Raw genomic sequence first — 16,003 nt, forward strand, 5'->3', positions numbered from 1 at the left:
ACCCCTGGGCCGGGCTACCCCCGGCCGTCCTCCCCGGCATCCATGCCGTCCCCGTCATCCCCGTCGCCTGTGAGCCGGCGCCGGGCCAGGACACCGAGGGCCACCAGCAGCCCCACGGCAACGGCCGCAAAAATCACGATGCTCCACTGGAAGGGCTCGCCGGCAATGGCAGGCACGGACGGCTCCTCCGTAACCCCGGGCTGTGCTGTACCCATTCCCGGAACTGCACCCGCCGCCGTCGGACTGGCCGGGCCCGCCGTTGCGGACGGGTCGCCTGTGGCCGCGGTGAAAGTGAATGTGCCCTCAATGGGGTGCGAGTCCGAACTGACCACGCGCCATGCCACGGTGTACTTCCCCGCGGGGCCGCCTGGCCGAAGCTTTTGGGTGGCCACGTTGTCCACGATCTGCACGGACCCGTCAGCCCATTCGGTACCGCCGGCGTCCTTGACCGAGAACGACGAGCCGATGCCCAGCGGCTTGTTGCTGAAGGTCACCGAAACCTCGCCGGGCGGCGCCGGCAGCGCCGCACCTTGGGCCGGGCTGGTGGACTCTGCGGCATCGTGGGCGCTGGCCGGGCCCGCCAGGCCCAGCATCGCGGCGGCGAGGACAAAGGAGAGGACGAAGAAACCGGGCACAAAGCCCAGCAGTCGGCGGCGGACGTGGCGCATGTTTGGGCTGCTCCTTGTGTTGGCTTCCTTACAGACTAGGCGCATTTGCCGGCCCATTCCCTGCCGCCCCCTTAGGATGCAGGTATCCCCACACACTTCCCCGGAGGACTAATGCTTAAGCAAGGCTCTGCCCTGGACCGGTATTTCAGGGTCACCGAGCGCGGTTCCAACCTTTCCCGCGAGATCCGCGGCGGGTTCGCCACCTTCTTCGCCATGAGCTACATCGTGGTGCTGAACCCGCTGATCCTGTCCGGTCCGGACTCGAACGGCACCACACTGGGCTTCACCGCCGTGGCCGCCGTGACCGCGTTCGTGGCAGGCATCCTGACCATCCTGATGGGCGCCTGGGGCCGGCACCCCTTCGCGCTGGCCACCGGCCTCGGCGTGAATGCCTTCGTGGCCGTCACCGTGGCCACAAACCCGGAACTCAGCTGGCCGGACATGATGGGCCTGGTGGTCCTCTCCGGCGTCACCATGCTGATCCTGGTCCTCACCGGCTTCCGGACCGCCGTCTTCAAGGCCGTGCCGGACGGCCTCAAGACGGCAATCGTGGTGGGCATCGGCCTGTTCATCGCCCTGATCGGGCTGGTCAACGCCGGATTCGTGCGGCGCATTCCGGACGTTGCAGGCACCACGGTGCCCGTTGGCCTTGGCTTCGAAGGCAAGCTGCTGGGCTGGCCCACGGCCGTGTTCGTTTTCGGCCTGATCCTGACCATCGCCCTTGTGGTGCGCAAGATCAAGGGCGCCATCCTGATCGGCATCATCACCTCCACCGTGCTGTCCGTGATCCTTGAGACAACCCTGCACATCGGACCCAGCTTCGACGGCAAGAACTTCAACCCCCAGGGCTGGTCCCTGGTGGCGCCGGCGTTCTCCGGCTGGGCCGCCCCTGACCTGTCCCTGATCGGCAAGGCCAATCCCTTCGGCGCCTTCGAACACCTCGGCTTCGTGGCCGCCACCCTGCTGGCCTTCGTAATCCTGCTCAGCATCTTCTTCGACGCCATGGGCACCATGGTGGGCCTGGCCAACGAGGCCGGAACGGTGGACGAGCACGGCAACATTCCCGACGTCGACCGCGTGCTCCAGGTGGACGCACTCGGCGCCATCATCGGCGGCGGCGCTTCCGTCTCCTCCAACCAGATCTATGTCGAGGCCGGCGCCGGCATCGGCGAAGGCGCCCGCACCGGTATCGCCTCGGTGGTCACCGGCCTGCTGTTCCTTGTGGCCATGTTCTTCACCCCGCTGATCAACCTGGTGCCGTTCGAGGCAGTGGCCCCGGCGCTGGTAGTGGTGGGCTTCATGATGGTGTCCCAGGTGGGCAAGATCGACTGGCAGGACTGGGGCATCGCCATCCCGGCGTTCCTGACGTTCACCCTGATGCCGTTCACCTACTCCATCGCCAACGGCCTGGGCGCAGGCTTCATCGCGTACGTCCTGATCCGCACCGTCCAGGGACGGGTCAAGGACATCCACCCGCTGATGTGGGCCGTGGCCGCGGCGTTCGCACTGTTCTTCGCCATCGGGCCCATCGAGGCCGCACTGGGCATGTAGCTAGACCCCTGTATAGCTGCACAGGCATGCAGCTATACAGGGGTGTTCGGCGCGAGTCCCTCGTCGCCGGACACCGCCAGCGCCTTCCTTTCGCGCAGCCGGTCCAGCCGGTTCATGAGGGGCGAGGTGGTGGCGCCATGGATCACGATGGACAGCGCCACCACCAGCCCGATGAAGGACCAGAGCCAGTGTGCCTGGTCCGTGAAGTGGCCTTCGCCCAGCGCAAAGGCCAGGTAGTACACCGACCCGATGCCGCGGATGCCAAAGAAGGAGAGCGCCACGCGTTCCCGCGGCCCGGTCTTGCCGCCCAGCAGGCCCAGCCAGCCGGCAAGCGGCCGGACCACCAGCAGGAATGCCAGCGCCACCAGCACTTCCACCAAGCCAATCCCTTCAAGCAGCCCACGGGCGATTGCACCGCCGAGCAGGACCAGGATCACCACCGTCAGGAGCCGTTCCAGCTGCTCCACGTAGGAGTGCAGCACCCGGTGGTAGCCGTGGGTGCGTTCAGCTGCGCGGATGGTCACGGCGCAGACGAAGACCGCGATGAATCCGTAGCCCGCCACCATCTGCGTCAGCCCATAGGCCAGGAACGTCGCCGCCAGGGCGACGAACCCCTCGGAGTGGTTGGACAGCCTGAAGCTCTCCGCATGGGCGGAGAAGAAGACCCTTGCCAGCAGCTTGCCGGTAAGGAAGCCCACCAGCAGCCCGATGGCCAGCCGCCACAGCACGTCCAGCCCGAACCATTCGCCAAACCAGGCAGTTGGGCTTGCCCCGGCGACGCTGATGGCAATGGCCAGGTACACGAACGGGAAAGCCAGCCCGTCGTTCAGCCCGGCTTCCGAGGTGAGTCCGAACCGGACCTCATCCTCCTTGTCGGTATGGCCATCCTGGTCGGCGGGCTCGCCCACCTGGACTTCGGACGCGAGGACCGGGTCCGTGGGGGCGAGGCTGGCGGCCACCAGCAGGGCCGCGCCCAGCCCCAGGCCCAGGAACCACATGCCCAGCAGCGTCAACCCCAGGATGCACAACGGCATGGCGATGCCCAGGAGCCGCCACGTGGTGGACCAGCGCTTGCGTCCCACCGGCCGGTCCAGGGCCAGTCCGGCGCCCATCAGCGAAATGATCACGCAGACCTCCGCAAGGTGCATGACAAAATCGCCGTGCTCCACCGGGTTGGGGTCCGGCAGCGATGGAATCAGCGCGAACGCCCCCATCCCGGCACCAAGGAAAACCATGGGCATGGACAGCGGCATGTCGCGCAGCAGCTTGGGCAGGACCGCGGCGATGAAGACGGCGATGCCTGCCGCGGCAAAGAGGATGTCTGGGGCTTCGAACATGGGGAAGGCTCTCCAGCCTGGAATGGTTGCGTGGATCCGGAAGCGGACACGTCACGCTTCGATGGGGCGGACTGCTCTCACCATAACCCCTGCGCCCGGCATATCCCCGGCGCAGTAAGAAGTCCGGGTACCTGGAAGCCGGGTCCTGGAGTTAGGGGGTTCTTGGATCCCGGACAGCACGACGGCGGCGTTGCTGGTTTTCGTGCCCCGCATGCGGTGAGCTTGAGTCATGTCCCTCCAGCTCCCCGCCGTCGATGTCCCGCCCCAGCCCTGGACCGGGAGGTTCGACGGCGACGCTCCCGGCCACCGCCGATGGTGGCAGGCAGTTGACACGCTGGACAGCACCACGGCGGGTGCGGGGGACGGGATGGGCGCGCCGGGTACGGGGGGTACGGCGACCGGCAGGCCCGTGGCCCTGCTGGGCTTCGCCAGCGACGAGGGAGTGCGCCGGAACAAGGGGCGCACCGGAGCGTCCGCCGCCCCCGCAGCCTTGCGGAAGGCGCTGGGCCCGCTCGCTTTCCACCTCGACCGGACGGTGGCTGACCTCGGCGACGTGGCGGTGCCGGGGGAAGACCTGGAAGCCGGGCAGGAACGGCTTGGCCGCGCAGTGGCGGCCCTGCTGGACGCCGGCCACCAGACCGTTGTCCTGGGCGGCGGCCACGAAACCGCCTACGCGAGCTACCTCGGCGTCAGCGCCTCGTCGGCGGTCCGCAACGGGCAGCGGCTTGGTGTCCTGAACCTTGACGCCCACTTCGACCTCCGCGACGAGCCGGTGCCCAGTTCCGGGACCTCGTTCCTGCAGATGGCCCATGCGGAAGCGGACGCCGGGCGGGAATTCCGCTACGCCGTCGTGGGCATCTCGGAGCCGAACAACACCCGGGTCCTGTTCGACACCGCCCGGACGCTGGGCGTTCGGTACCTGCTGGACGAGGACTGCGACGCAGAGAGGGTGCGGGACTTCGTGGACGCCTTCCTGGCGGACATCGACGTGCTGTACCTGACCATCGACCTGGATGTGCTGCCCGCGGCCGTGGCGCCCGGGGTGAGCGCGCCCGCGGCCTACGGCGTGCCGCTGCCTGTTATTGCCGCCGTGTGCCGGCAGGTGGCGCGGAGCGGGAAGCTCCTGCACCTGGACGTTGCGGAGCTGAACCCGGCCTTCGATATCGACGGCCGGACCGCCAAAACCGCAGCGCGGCTGGTGGACACGCTGCTGCGCTGAAAGACGCCGCAGCCCGGAATCAGGCTCCCTTCAGGACGTACCGGCGCTCCGGCCGTCCCACGCCGTACTTGAGCCGCACCTCAAGGGTGCCTTCGTCGTGCAGGTATTCCAGGTAGCGGCGGGCGCTGACGCGGGAAGTGCCCAGTTCCTGGGCCACTTCTGCGGCTGACACGTCACCGGCGGCAGCGTTCAATGCCGCCTCCACCAGCTTCAGGGTCTCGATGCTGCAGCCCTTGGGGAGCGGACGTTCGGCGCGGTCCAGGCCGAACACCCGGTTGACGTCCGACTGCTCGGCCACGTCCTTGGACGCGTCAAGGCCTTGGTAGGCATTGCGGTAGTGCTCCAGCCGCTCCTGCAGGTCCGTCTGCGAAAAAGGCTTGATCAGGTAATGGACAATGCCGCCCCGGAGCGCCTTCCGCACGGTCTCCACCTCCCGTGCGGCACTGATGACCAGCACGTCCAGCTCCGGTGCCACCGCTCGCAGGCGCTGCATCAGGTCAAGGCCATTGATGTCCGGAAGGTGGATGTCCAGCAGCACCAGGTCCGGCTGGAGCCGTTCGGTTTCCGCCACGGCCTGGGCCCCGGTGTGTGCCGCACCCACCACGGCGAAGCCCGGCGTGCGCTGGATGAAGCCGGCATGCACCTTGGCCACCATGAAGTCGTCATCGACGATCAGGACCTTGATCATGGCTGGGTACTCCCTCGTTTCAGCACGGCGGTAAAGACAGCCCCATTATCGTTGGCCACCGCCAGGTTCCCGCCACTGCGGCGGCACACCACCCGGGACAGCGCCAGCCCGAAACCGCGGCTGCCGGCCGGGCCCGGTTCCTTGGTAGTGAAGCCCTGGCGGAAGATGTGGTCCGTGGAGCTGCCGGGAACGCCGGGACCATTGTCCCGCACCGTCACCACGACGTCTTTCCCTGCCTTGCCCTCCACCCGCACCGTGACGGCTCCCTGCGGAAGCCCGGTGACGGCGTCGAACGCGTTGTCCACCAGGTTCCCCACCACGGTGGTGAGGTCCCGGGACAACTCGTCATCAACGGGGTCCAGCACGGAGTCGGGGTGCAGCTGCAGGGCCACGCCCCGTTCGGTGGCGAGGCTGGACTTGGCGATCAGCAGGGCAGCGAGCGCGGGATCCTTGATCCGGCCGGTCACTTCGTCATTGAGCCGGGTCCGGTCCACGGTGGCACCGTTGACGAACTGGACCACGGAGTCGTACTCGCCGATCTGGATCAGGCCGGAAATGACGTGCAGCTGGTTGGCGAACTCGTGCGCCTGGGCCCGCAGGGTGTCCGTGGCAGTGCGGGTGGTGCCGAGTTCCTGCTCCAGTTCGGAGAGTTCCGTGCGGTCGCGAAGGGTTGTGACCGAGCCGATGACCCGGCCGCGGGACTGGATGGGCACCCGGTTCATCACCACCAGCCGGTCCCCCACCAGCACCAGCTGGTCCGGCCCGGGCTGGTCCCGGGTGAGGACTTCCTTGAGGGCGGGTTCGACGGCGAGGCCCGCCACGCGTTTGCCCACGCAGTCGGGCGGGAGTCCGAGCAGGGCGCGGGCGCTGTGGTTGGCCACCGTGATCCGATCGTGCAGGTCCAGCGCAACCACACCCTCCTTGAGGCCGTGCAGCATGGCTTCGCGGTTCTCCACCAGGCTGGTGATTTCGCTGGGTTCCATGCCGAGAGTCTGCCGTTTGACCCGCCGCGAGAGCAGCAAGGAGCCGGCAATGCCCAGGACGCTGGCGACGCCCAGGTACGTGAGGAGGTTGGGGACGGCGTCGCCCAGCCGCTCGAGCACGGTGGGATAGTTGCGGCTGATGGAGGCGATCCCGATCATGCGGCCGGTATCGTCCAGGACCGGGACGTGGGCGGAGAGGAGCGGGGCCGGCGTGCCGCCCACCACTCCGGTCCAGGCCCTGCCTTCCATCACCCGGCTGGCGCCGAGCTCCAGCGGCCCGCCCAGCAGGCTGGGGTCCGAGGACGCCACCACGGTGCGGTCCAGTTTCGCGAGCGCGACCCGGGAGGAGCCCGAGACGATCCGGACGGATTCCGCCACCGACGGCAGGACGGCCCCGCCGCGCGGTTCGGCGTCCGGGAGGAGTTCGCGCACCACGGGGTTGCCGCCCAGGGCTTCCGCGGCCGACAGGGCACGCCTGCCTTCGATCCGTTCGAAGGCGGCCGCGGACTGGGCCAGGGAGATGGCCACCACGCCCACCAGGACGGCCAGGACAATGAGCAACTGCAGCAGAAGGTACTGCCCCGCGAGGGACATTCCTCGTCGTCGAGTCACAATGGTCTTCCTGGAGTTGCTGGTTGGGCCGGGAGTTGTCCGGCGGGTTTGGCTGGCCCCTTATGCGCGCAGCAGCGCGGGCCCAGGGCCGGGGTTGGTACCGGGAACTATATCCCAAAGCCCGCGGCCGGGCCGTTGTGGGGGTTTGGAAACGTGAACGCAATGAACACAACTTTCTCTGCGTACACAAGAGTGATCGGCGTCACGGCCGCCCCTAGCATCGGAACCACAAGGCATCGGAACCGCAAGGCAGCCGATGCCGGTCAGATTTGTTCGAGAGAAGAGGAACACATGCGCCAGATCCGCGCATTGCGAATTGCCGCCGTTGCCGCCGGCATCGCCCTGATGGCCACCGGTTGCGGTGCCACCAGCAAGAGCTCCACCGGTTCGGAAAGCTCCGGCGCCGCCGCCGGACCCATCACCGGCCTGCAGATCATGGTCCCCAACACCCCCGGCGGCGGTTACGACACCACCGCCCGCGCCGCCGCGAAGGTCCTCGACGACGAGAAGATCTCCACCAACACCGAGGTCTTCAACCTCGCAGGGGCCGGCGGCACGGTGGGCCTGGCCCGCGTGGTCAACGAGAAGGGCAACGGCGATCTTGCCATGCTCATGGGCCTGGGCGTTGTCGGCGCCAGCTACACCAACAAGTCCGAGTCCAAGCTGACCGACACCACCCCGCTGGCCCGGCTGATCGAAGAGCCCGGCGCCATCATGGTCAGCAAGGACTCCCCGTACAAGACCATCGATGACCTGGTGAAGGCCTGGAAAGCCGATCCCGGTTCCATCGCCGTGGGCGGCGGCTCCTCCCCCGGCGGCCCGGACCACCTGCTGCCCATGCAGCTGGCCGGGGCCGTGGGCATCGACGCCACCAAGGTCAACTACGTTGCCTACGACGGCGGCGGCGACCTCCTGCCCGCAATCCTGGGCAACAAGCTGGGCTTCGCCGCTTCCGGCGCCGGCGAGTACCTGAAGCAGATCGAATCCGGCGAGGTCCGGGTCCTGGCCACCAGCGGCGAGAAGCGCCTGGACGGCGTGGACGCACCCACGCTCAAGGAATCCAATATCGACCTGGTGTTCACCAACTGGCGCGGCGTCGTGGCCCCTCCGGGAATCAGCGACAAGGACAAGGCATCCCTGATCGCAGCCCTGGAAAAGATGCACGGCACGGCCGGCTGGAAGGAAGCGTTGAAGACCCACAGCTGGACCGATGCCTTCATCACCGGTGACCAGTTCAAGACCTTCCTCACCGAGCAGGACAAGCGGGTGGCGGACGTCCTCACCAAGCTTGGGTTGGCGTGACCTCCCTGACCACAGGCCTCAAAGGCCGCTCCGAGCTGGGAGTTGCACTCCTGCTCGGGGCGGCCGGCGTCCTGGTCTTCCTGGATGCCAACGGCCTGGTAACCCCGTATTCGAAGTCCGACCCGGTGGGTCCCAAAACCGTTCCGTTCATCGTGGCCGGAATGCTGGTGGTCTGCGCCGTGCTGCTGGCCGTCAACGTCCTGCGCGGCGGCAAGGGCGAGGCTGAGGGCGGCGAGGACGTCGACCTCACGCACCCCGCCGACTGGAAGACCGTCCTGCCGCTGGCCGGTGCCTTCATCCTGAACATCCTGCTGATCGACTGGGCCGGCTGGGTGATCTCCGGAACCGTCCTGTTCTGGGGCAGCGTCCTGGCCCTCGGCAGCCGCCGCTACGTCCGGGACGGCGCGATCTCCGTGGCCCTGTCCCTGTTGACCTTCTACGGCTTCTACCTCGGCCTGGGCATCGCGCTGCCGGCCGGCCTCCTGGAAGGAATCCTCTAAATGGACGTCTGGTCCTCCCTGATGGACGGCTTCGCCACCGCCCTGACCCCCATGAATTTCCTGTACGCCGTCATCGGCGTCGTCCTGGGCACCGCCGTCGGTGTCCTCCCCGGCCTGGGCCCGGCCATGACCGTTGCCCTGCTGCTCCCCGTCACCTATGCCCTGGAACCCACCAGCGCCTTCATCATGTTCGCCGGCATCTACTACGGCGGCATGTACGGCGGTTCCACCACCTCGATCCTCCTCAACACTCCCGGCGAATCGTCCTCCGTGGTCACCGCCATCGAGGGCAACAAGATGGCCAAGGCGGGCAGGGCGGCCCAGGCGCTTGCGACGGCGGCCATCGGCTCGTTCGTCGCCGGCACCATCGGCACGGCGCTGCTGGCCGTCTGCGCGCCGATCGTGGTGAAGTTCGCAGTGAGCCTTGGTGCACCCAGCTACTTCGCCATCATGGTCTTGGCGCTGTTGGCGGTCACGGCCGTACTCGGTTCGTCGCGCTTGCGCGGCTTTGCTTCCCTGGGCCTGGGCCTGGCCATTGGTCTTGTGGGCATGGACTCCGTGACCGGCCAGCGCCGCCTCACCTTCGGCCAGCCGCTCCTGGCGGACGGCCTGGACATCGTGGTGGTGGCCGTGGCCATCTTCGCCGTGGGAGAGGCCCTCTGGGTGGCCGCGCACCTGCGCCGTACCCCCCTGCATGCCATTCCCGTGGGCCAGCCCTGGATGGGCAAGTCCGACTGGAAGCGCTCCTGGAAGCCCTGGCTGCGCGGGACCGCCTTTGGCTTCCCGTTCGGCGCACTGCCGGCAGGCGGCGCCGAGATCCCAACCTTCCTCTCCTATGTCACGGAAAAGCGCCTCAGCAAACACCCCGAAGAGTTCGGCAAGGGTGCCATCGAGGGCGTTGCCGGTCCGGAAGCAGCCAACAACGCGGCGGCCGCCGGCACCCTGACCCCCATGCTGGCACTGGGCCTGCCCACCAACGCCACCGCCGCCGTCATGCTCGCCGCCTTCACCAGCTACGGCATCCAGCCGGGCCCGCAGCTTTTCGAAAGCCAAGGGCCCCTTGTGTGGGCGCTGATCGCCAGCCTCTTCATTGGCAACCTGCTGCTCCTGCTGATTAACCTCCCGCTGGCACCGATGTGGGCGAAACTCCTGCAGCTGCCCCGCCCCTACCTGTATGCCGGCATCCTGTTCTTCGCCACGCTGGGCGCCTACTCGGTGAACCTGCAGGCGTTCGACCTGGTGATCCTGCTGGTCCTGGGCGCACTGGGCTTCATGATGCGGCGCTTCGGGCTTCCCGTACTGCCGCTGATCCTTGGCGTGATCCTGGGTCCGCGGATCGAAGGGCAGCTCCGCAAGACCCTGCAGCTGAGCGCGGGTGACCCGGCAGGGCTCTTCAGCGAGCCGATCGCCGTCGGGATCTATGTCATCATTGGCCTCATCCTGCTCTGGCCCTTTGCCTACAAGCTGTACCGGCGCAGCCGTCCGGACCGCAGGCCGCTGGTTCCCGCCAATTCGGGCGCAGCTGACTACAGCGACTGAGCAGGCCCGCCCCGTCGCCAGATCCCACTACCCGCATCGAGCAGAAAAGGAGACTCCATGACCGTCGTTGTGGGATACGTCCCCACCCCCGAGGGCGAAGCCGCCCTCACCCAGGCCATCACCGAGGCCAGGAAGAGCAACAGCACCCTGGTGCTGATCAACTCCTCAAAGGGCGAAGCACCGGTGGACAACCGCTTTGCGCAGGACGGCGACATCCAGGACATCGAGAAGCGGCTGGCCGGCCAGGGCATCGAGTACCTGATCAAGCGGCCCGTCCGCGGCCATGATGCCGCGGCCGAGGTGCTGGACGCCGCGGAGGAGCACAACGCCGAACTGATCGTGATCGGCCTGCGCCGCCGCACCCCGGTGGGCAAGCTGATCATGGGCAGCACGTCCCAGCGCATCCTGCTGGAGGCGGACTGCCCGGTCCTGGCGGTAAAAGCGGGCCAGTAACCCTAGGCTCTGACGGCCGCCCGTGCCCGGAACAACTCCTGGCGCTGGCGGCCCAGGCCGTCCACCTCTACCTCCACCACGTCGCCCGGCTGGAGGTAGGGGAAACGGCCGCTGAGGGCCACACCCTGCGGCGTCCCGGTCAGGATCACGTCACCCGGTTCAAGCCGCATGTACTGGCTGCAGTGGTGGACCAGTGTGGGCGCATCAAAGATGAGCTCCGACGACGACGAATCCTGGCGCGGCTCACCATTCACCCAGCTGCGCAGCCGCAGGTTGCCGCCGTCGATCTCCCCCGCCGGAACCAGCCAGGGGCCCAGGGGCGTGGACCCGGGAAGGGATTTCCCCTTGGTCCATTGCCCCGCCGCTCCCGGCAACTGGTATTCCCGCTCGGAGAAGTCGTTGGCGGTCACATAGCCGGCAATGCACTTGGACGCCTCTTCGACGGACCCGAGGTAGGTGGCTTCGCTGCCGATCACGATGCCCAGTTCCACTTCCCAGTCATATTGGGTGGAGTGCGGCGGAAGCGGGGCGGGGTCGCAGGGTCCGGTGACGGTGTTGCTGGGCTTGAGGAAGACGACGGGAACCGTTGGCGGTTCGGCACCCGATTCGGCGGCATGGGCGGCGTAGTTCATCCCAATGCCCACCACCGAACCGGGCCGGGCCACGGGGGAACCAACCCGAAGCGCAGCGGCGCCCGCCAAAACCGGCAGTTCCCCGGCCTCCAGTGCATCCCGCACCCTGTCCAGTCCGCCCCCGGCAAGGAACTCCCCGTCCACGTCGGCGGTGAGGGGCAACAGGCTGAAATACCGGTCGATGCCGTCCGCCGGGGAAACCAGGACCGCAGGCTGCTCGCTGCCGCTTTCGCCCAGGCGCATGATCTTCATACCGAATTCTCCTCAAGCCGTATCGATCGGGTGCTTCCAGGGCCCCCGGGCCCCGAGATCCATGGTCGTTGATTCGCTGGGATCCCGCGAACAAAAGCCTTTGTGACTGCACATCCAGCGCCCGAAAGGACAGTCATCTGACATCTAACCGGAGCAGTCGGTAGAATGGTTGAGCCATCTTGGCACGAAACACAGAAAGTGCAGTACATGACTACAGCCACATTGGAGCGGATCCCCGCCGCCGCCAAGCCCACCGAAGGACCTGCTTTGCGGTCCATCAGCCTGGAGTTCTCCAGCGCCAGCGAGGTCCACGCAGGACTGGAAGAGGCGGTGGCCGAACTGATTGGGGTGGCAGCGAAGGATGCCGAGTGCGGCATCCGTGTCACCAGGCTGCACCCGGGAAGCTACACGGTAGCCCTGGACGCATCAGTACCTTTCGGCGAAACGTACGAGTCCTTCGCGGTCTGACCACGCCTACAAAAAATCCCCGCACGCCATACGGCAGTGCGGGGATTTTTTTGTTGCTGCTTGCGGGACTGCTAGCCGCGGCGGACCTCCACGCCGTCGGACTTCAGGAAAAGCTGCTTCTCCGCGGGGCCTGACGGACCGGCCGGAACCAGCCAAAGGACGTTGCCGCTTTGGGACACCTCTTCCACCTCCCCGGCTGCCACCACATGCGCATGCTTGATGATCTCGACGCGGTCCCCGGCCTTGAGGGCCTTCCAGTTGGATACCGCGGCGGAATGGGCATTGCGCCTGGACAGGACTGCCCCACGTGCTTTCATTTGAACTTCTACCCCTTTGTATCGTTCTGCTGCCACAGCTTCTTTGATGTGACTTTCACTACATCTTCAGTTCTACTACACTCCCGGCGCCACGGTGGGCCGTGGCGCCGGAAATTCCACCTTTCGGACAGACGGTCAGTAGGCGCTGAAGATTCTTCGGTATCAGGCGAGCGGCCCGACGGCGGATTCGGCTGCCCGGAGCACGTCACCTGAGGCGACCAGGCGGTCAGCCGCTTCCAGTTCCGGCGACAGGAACCGGTCCGTCCCCGGCCCCTCGACCACCCCGCGGAGCGCGGCCACGACAGCGGTACCCGCGGGCCCCGGCGTCAGGACCCCGCCCGAGAGCTGCGAGCGGATATCCAGCGCCCGCGCCGAGGTCACCAGTTCGATGGCCAGGACGCGGCGGAGGTTTTCCACCGCCTTGCGCAGCTTGCGTGCCGCATGCCAGCCCATGGAGACATGGTCCTCCTGCATGGCGGAGCTCGGAATCGAGTCCACGGAGGCCGGAACGGCAAGCCGCTTGTTGTCCGAAACCAGGCCGGCCTGGGTGTACTGGGCGATCATCAGCCCGGAGTCCACGCCGGGGTCAGCGGCGAGGAAGGCGGGCAGGCCATGCGACCGGGCAGGATCCAGCATGCGGTCGGTCCGGCGTTCAGCGATGGAGCTGAGGTCGGCGACGGCGATGGCCAGGTAGTCCAGGACGTATGCCACGGGCGCGCCGTGGAAGTTGCCGTTGGAGCTCACACGCCCGTCGGGAAGGACCACGGGGTTGTCGATGGCTGCCGCCAGCTCCCGGGTGGCCACCAATTCGGCGTGGTCAACGGTGTCCCGGACGGCACCGGCAACCTGGGGGGCGCAGCGCAGCGAGTAGGCGTCCTGCACCCGGGAGTCCCCCACCCGGTGCGACGCCACGATGGGAGAGTCCGACAGCACGCGGAGCATGTTGTCCGCGCTTGCCGCCTGGCCCGGGTGGGGCCGCAGCGCGGCGTGCAGTTCGGGCAGGAATACCTGGTCGGTGCCCAGCAGCGCCTCGACGCTGAGGGCGGCGGTGATGTCCGCCGTCGACAGCAGTTGGCGAAGATCGGCGATGGCCATCAGGAGCATGCCCAGCATGCCCTCGGTGCCGTTGACCAGGGCCAGGCCCTCCTTTTCGGCGAGGGTGACGGGCTCGATGCCGTGTTCTGCCAGCAGCTCAGCGACAGGCCGCTCTCCCCGCCCGCCGTAAGTCACGCCGTCGGGCCCTTCCGCTTCCCCTTCGCCCATCAGGACCAGGGCGCAGTGGGACAGTGGCGCCAGGTCACCGGAGCAGCCCAGCGAGCCGAACTCGCGGACCACGGGGGTGATGCCGGCGTTGAGGACGTCCACCATGGTCTGCAGGACCACGGGGCGGACGCCGGTGCGGCCGGAGGCAAGGGTCTTGGCGCGCAGGAACATGATGCCGCGGACCACCTCCCGCTCCACGGCCGGCCCCATGCCCGCAGCGTGGCTCCGGATGAGGGACTTCTGCAGCTGGGTGCGCAGTTCATTCGGGATGTGGCGGTTGGCCAGGGCACCGAACCCGGTGGAGATGCCGTAGGCGGGGACGTCGCTGGCGGCGAGGTCATCGATGTGGGCGCGCACCTTGGCGACGGTTTCCAGGGCGTCCGGCGCGATGGTCACCTTCGCGCCGTGGCGTGCGACGGCGAGCAGATCCCCGGGCGTGACGCCGACGGACCCGAGGGCGACGGTCAGCGGTTCGTGTGTCGTAACAGTCATTTTCTACTTGCCTTCATTCATGGGGATGCGGACGCCGCGTTCCCTGGCGACGTCGAGGGCGCGTTCGTAGCCGGCGTCGGCGTGGCGGATGACGCCCATGCCGGGGTCGTTGGTGAGGAGGCGCTCGAGTTTCTGCGCGGCGAGGTCGGTGCCGTCGGCGACGGAAACCTGGCCGGCGTGGATGGAGCGGCCGATGCCCACACCGCCGCCGTGGTGCAGGGACACCCAGGTGGCGCCGGAGGCAGTGTTGAGCAGGGCGTTCAGCATTGGCCAGTCGGCGATGGCATCGGAGCCGTCCGCCATGGCCTCGGTCTCGCGGTACGGGGAGGCGACGGAGCCCGAATCCAGGTGGTCGCGCCCGATCACGATGGGAGCTTTGACCTTGCCGTCCTTGACGAGCTGGTTGAAGAGCAGCCCGGCCTTGGCTCGTTCGCCGTAGCCGAGCCAGCAGATGCGCGCCGGCAGGCCCTCAAACTCAACCCGTTCCTGGGCGGCGTCGATCCAGCGGTGCAGGTGCTTGTTCTCGGGGAAGAGCTCCTTGATGGCCTCGTCAGTCACGCGGATGTCCTCGGGGTCACCGGAGAGGGCCACCCAGCGGAACGGGCCCAGACCCTCGCAGAACAGGGGACGGATGTAGGCAGGGACGAAGCCAGAGAACTCGAAAGCCCGGGCGTAACCACCCTTGCGGGCCTCATCGCGGATGGAGTTGCCGTAGTCGAACACCTCGGCGCCGGCGTCCTGGAATTCCACCATGGCCTGGACGTGCTTGGCCATCGAGGCCTGGGCCTTCTTGGTGAAGCCTTCGGGGTCGGCCGCGGCCTCGCGGTGCCATTCCTCCACCGTGATGCCCTCGGGCAGGTAACTCAGCGGATCGTGCGCGGAGGTCTGGTCCGTGACGATGTCCACGGTGAGCTCGCCGGCGTTGTGGCGGCGCAGGATCTCCGGGAAGACCTCGGCCGCGTTGCCCACGTAGCCCACGGACCAGCCGCGGCGCTCTTCCTTGGCCTTGAGGACCTTGGCGATGGCGGCGTCGAGGTCGGTTTCCACCTCGTCCAGGTAGCGTTTGCCGGCCCGCCTGCGCAGGCGGGTCTCATCGACGTCGACAATCAGGCAGGCGCCCTCGTTCAGGGTGACGGCGAGGGGCTGGGCGCCGCCCATGCCGCCGCAGCCGCCGGTCAGGGTCAGCGTGCCGGCGAGCGTGCCGTTCTCGTCCCCGGTGAGCTTGCGGGCGATCGCGGCGAAGGTTTCAAAGGTGCCCTGCAGGATCCCCTGGGTGCCGATGTAGATCCATGAACCGGCCGTCATCTGGCCGTACATCATGAGGCCCTCGGCCTCGAGCCGGCGGAATTCGGGCCAGGTTGCCCAGTCGCCGACGAGGTTGGAGTTGGCCAGCAGCACGCGCGGGGCCCACTCGTTGGTACGGAAGACGCCCACCGGCTTTCCGGACTGGACCAGCAGGGTCTCGTCCTTTTCCATGGTCTCCAGGGTGCGGGTGATGGCATCGAACGCTGCCCAGGAGCGGACGGCGCGGCCAGTGCCGCCGTAGACCACCAGGTCGTCCGGGCGCTCGGCGACCTCGGGATCCAGGTTGTTCATCAGCATGCGCAGCGGCGCTTCGGTCTGCCAGGACTTGGCGGTGAGCTCGGTGCCGCGGGCTGCCTTGACCGGGCGGGCCCCGGTGGTGAAATCGGCGGGTGCCATGATGGGCTCCTTTTCTTGGTGTCTGA

The 16,003-nt window shown here is 67.6% G+C and carries 15 protein-coding genes; 7 read left to right on the forward strand and 8 right to left on the reverse strand.

Annotated elements, in window-relative coordinates:
• Positions 1-14: 14 nt before the first annotated feature.
• Complete coding sequence (locus tag ACV095_RS18170) at positions 15-668, reverse strand: copper resistance CopC family protein (RefSeq protein ID WP_478222427.1); 654 nt, start codon at positions 666-668, stop codon at positions 15-17.
• A gap of 111 nt (positions 669-779) precedes the next feature.
• Between ACV095_RS18170 and ACV095_RS18175 the strand changes: the two genes are divergently transcribed.
• The gene (locus ACV095_RS18175; protein WP_056392274.1) at positions 780-2,219 is read left to right on the forward strand and encodes an NCS2 family permease; all 1,440 of its coding nucleotides are present in this window, start codon (positions 780-782) and stop codon (positions 2,217-2,219) included.
• Between the two features lie 32 nt (positions 2,220-2,251).
• Here ACV095_RS18175 and ACV095_RS18180 read toward each other — a convergent pair whose 3' ends face one another.
• Positions 2,252-3,556: a cation:proton antiporter gene (locus tag ACV095_RS18180; RefSeq protein WP_018771720.1), complete on the reverse strand. Its 1,305-nt coding sequence runs from the start codon at positions 3,554-3,556 to the stop codon at positions 2,252-2,254.
• A 229-nt stretch (positions 3,557-3,785) separates the two neighbouring features.
• On the opposite strand from ACV095_RS18180, the gene hutG reads away from it, so the two are divergent.
• Positions 3,786-4,775, forward strand: coding sequence for a formimidoylglutamase (gene hutG, locus ACV095_RS18185; RefSeq protein ID WP_478222428.1), 990 nt, complete (start codon positions 3,786-3,788; stop codon positions 4,773-4,775).
• A 19-nt stretch (positions 4,776-4,794) separates the two neighbouring features.
• Here the strand turns inward: hutG and ACV095_RS18190 are convergent, their stop codons facing one another.
• Together ACV095_RS18190 and ACV095_RS18195 are read right to left on the reverse strand one after the other, a co-directional pair.
• A complete protein-coding gene (locus ACV095_RS18190) occupies positions 4,795-5,463 on the reverse strand; it encodes a response regulator (protein ID WP_018771722.1) in 669 nt (222 codons plus the stop codon).
• Complete coding sequence (locus ACV095_RS18195; protein ID WP_144601246.1) at positions 5,460-7,040, reverse strand: sensor histidine kinase; 1,581 nt, start codon at positions 7,038-7,040, stop codon at positions 5,460-5,462. Before ACV095_RS18195 ends, ACV095_RS18190 begins: the two co-directional genes overlap by 4 nt.
• 309 nt (positions 7,041-7,349) lie before the next feature.
• Between ACV095_RS18195 and ACV095_RS18200 the strand changes: the two genes are divergently transcribed.
• Genes ACV095_RS18200 through ACV095_RS18215 form a run of 4 tightly spaced genes read left to right on the forward strand, consistent with a single transcriptional unit; the run spans position 7,350 to position 10,852 of the window.
• Positions 7,350-8,360, forward strand: coding sequence for a Bug family tripartite tricarboxylate transporter substrate binding protein (locus ACV095_RS18200; RefSeq protein WP_018771724.1), 1,011 nt, complete (start codon positions 7,350-7,352; stop codon positions 8,358-8,360).
• Positions 8,357-8,860, forward strand: coding sequence for a tripartite tricarboxylate transporter TctB family protein (locus tag ACV095_RS18205; RefSeq protein ID WP_018771725.1), 504 nt, complete (start codon positions 8,357-8,359; stop codon positions 8,858-8,860). The genes ACV095_RS18200 and ACV095_RS18205 overlap by 4 nt, the downstream gene beginning before the upstream one ends.
• A complete protein-coding gene (locus ACV095_RS18210) occupies positions 8,861-10,399 on the forward strand; it encodes a tripartite tricarboxylate transporter permease (protein WP_018771726.1) in 1,539 nt (512 codons plus the stop codon).
• A 57-nt stretch (positions 10,400-10,456) separates the two neighbouring features.
• The gene (locus ACV095_RS18215) at positions 10,457-10,852 is read left to right on the forward strand and encodes a universal stress protein (RefSeq protein ID WP_018771727.1); all 396 of its coding nucleotides are present in this window, start codon (positions 10,457-10,459) and stop codon (positions 10,850-10,852) included.
• Positions 10,853-10,854: 2 nt separating this feature from the next.
• Here ACV095_RS18215 and ACV095_RS18220 read toward each other — a convergent pair whose 3' ends face one another.
• Positions 10,855-11,736 carry a fumarylacetoacetate hydrolase family protein gene (locus ACV095_RS18220; RefSeq protein ID WP_018771728.1) on the reverse strand — a complete coding sequence of 294 codons (882 nt, stop codon included), beginning with the start codon at positions 11,734-11,736 and terminating at the stop codon, positions 10,855-10,857.
• 207 nt (positions 11,737-11,943) lie between these two features.
• Here ACV095_RS18220 and ACV095_RS18225 point away from each other — a divergent pair, with 207 nt between their 5' ends.
• A complete protein-coding gene (locus ACV095_RS18225; RefSeq protein ID WP_026266142.1) occupies positions 11,944-12,204 on the forward strand; it encodes a hypothetical protein in 261 nt (86 codons plus the stop codon).
• A gap of 71 nt (positions 12,205-12,275) precedes the next feature.
• On the opposite strand, the gene ACV095_RS18230 is transcribed toward ACV095_RS18225, so the two are convergent.
• The 3 genes from ACV095_RS18230 to ACV095_RS18240 all read right to left on the reverse strand — a co-directional run bounded on the left by ACV095_RS18230 (position 12,276) and on the right by ACV095_RS18240 (position 15,977).
• A complete protein-coding gene (locus ACV095_RS18230) occupies positions 12,276-12,521 on the reverse strand; it encodes a hypothetical protein (RefSeq protein ID WP_018771730.1) in 246 nt (81 codons plus the stop codon).
• Positions 12,522-12,683: 162 nt separating this feature from the next.
• A complete protein-coding gene (hutH, locus tag ACV095_RS18235) occupies positions 12,684-14,276 on the reverse strand; it encodes a histidine ammonia-lyase (RefSeq protein ID WP_478222429.1) in 1,593 nt (530 codons plus the stop codon).
• 3 nt (positions 14,277-14,279) lie between these two features.
• On the reverse strand, positions 14,280-15,977 hold the full coding sequence (locus ACV095_RS18240; protein ID WP_478222430.1) for a urocanate hydratase: 1,698 nt from the start codon (positions 15,975-15,977) through the stop codon (positions 14,280-14,282).
• Between the last annotated feature and the right edge of the window lie 26 nt (positions 15,978-16,003).

The organism is Arthrobacter sp. JDC6, from assembly GCF_056484025.1.

What these genes read in the sequence shown, in the direction of transcription:
- ACV095_RS18170 (WP_478222427.1), bottom strand. Translation starts at nt 668, where the DNA reads ATGCGCCACGTCCGCCGCCGACTGCTGGGCTTTGTGCCCGGTTTCTTC.
- ACV095_RS18175 (WP_056392274.1), top strand. Translation starts at nt 780, where the DNA reads ATGCTTAAGCAAGGCTCTGCCCTGGACCGGTATTTCAGGGTCACCGAG.
- ACV095_RS18180 (WP_018771720.1), bottom strand. Translation starts at nt 3,556, where the DNA reads ATGTTCGAAGCCCCAGACATCCTCTTTGCCGCGGCAGGCATCGCCGTC.
- hutG (WP_478222428.1), top strand. Translation starts at nt 3,786, where the DNA reads ATGTCCCTCCAGCTCCCCGCCGTCGATGTCCCGCCCCAGCCCTGGACC.
- ACV095_RS18190 (WP_018771722.1), bottom strand. Translation starts at nt 5,463, where the DNA reads ATGATCAAGGTCCTGATCGTCGATGACGACTTCATGGTGGCCAAGGTG.
- ACV095_RS18195 (WP_144601246.1), bottom strand. Translation starts at nt 7,040, where the DNA reads ATGTCCCTCGCGGGGCAGTACCTTCTGCTGCAGTTGCTCATTGTCCTG.
- ACV095_RS18200 (WP_018771724.1), top strand. Translation starts at nt 7,350, where the DNA reads ATGCGCCAGATCCGCGCATTGCGAATTGCCGCCGTTGCCGCCGGCATC.
- ACV095_RS18210 (WP_018771726.1), top strand. Translation starts at nt 8,861, where the DNA reads ATGGACGTCTGGTCCTCCCTGATGGACGGCTTCGCCACCGCCCTGACC.
- ACV095_RS18215 (WP_018771727.1), top strand. Translation starts at nt 10,457, where the DNA reads ATGACCGTCGTTGTGGGATACGTCCCCACCCCCGAGGGCGAAGCCGCC.
- ACV095_RS18220 (WP_018771728.1), bottom strand. Translation starts at nt 11,736, where the DNA reads ATGAAGATCATGCGCCTGGGCGAAAGCGGCAGCGAGCAGCCTGCGGTC.
- ACV095_RS18225 (WP_026266142.1), top strand. Translation starts at nt 11,944, where the DNA reads ATGACTACAGCCACATTGGAGCGGATCCCCGCCGCCGCCAAGCCCACC.
- ACV095_RS18230 (WP_018771730.1), bottom strand. Translation starts at nt 12,521, where the DNA reads ATGAAAGCACGTGGGGCAGTCCTGTCCAGGCGCAATGCCCATTCCGCC.
- hutH (WP_478222429.1), bottom strand. Translation starts at nt 14,276, where the DNA reads ATGACTGTTACGACACACGAACCGCTGACCGTCGCCCTCGGGTCCGTC.
- ACV095_RS18240 (WP_478222430.1), bottom strand. Translation starts at nt 15,977, where the DNA reads ATGGCACCCGCCGATTTCACCACCGGGGCCCGCCCGGTCAAGGCAGCC.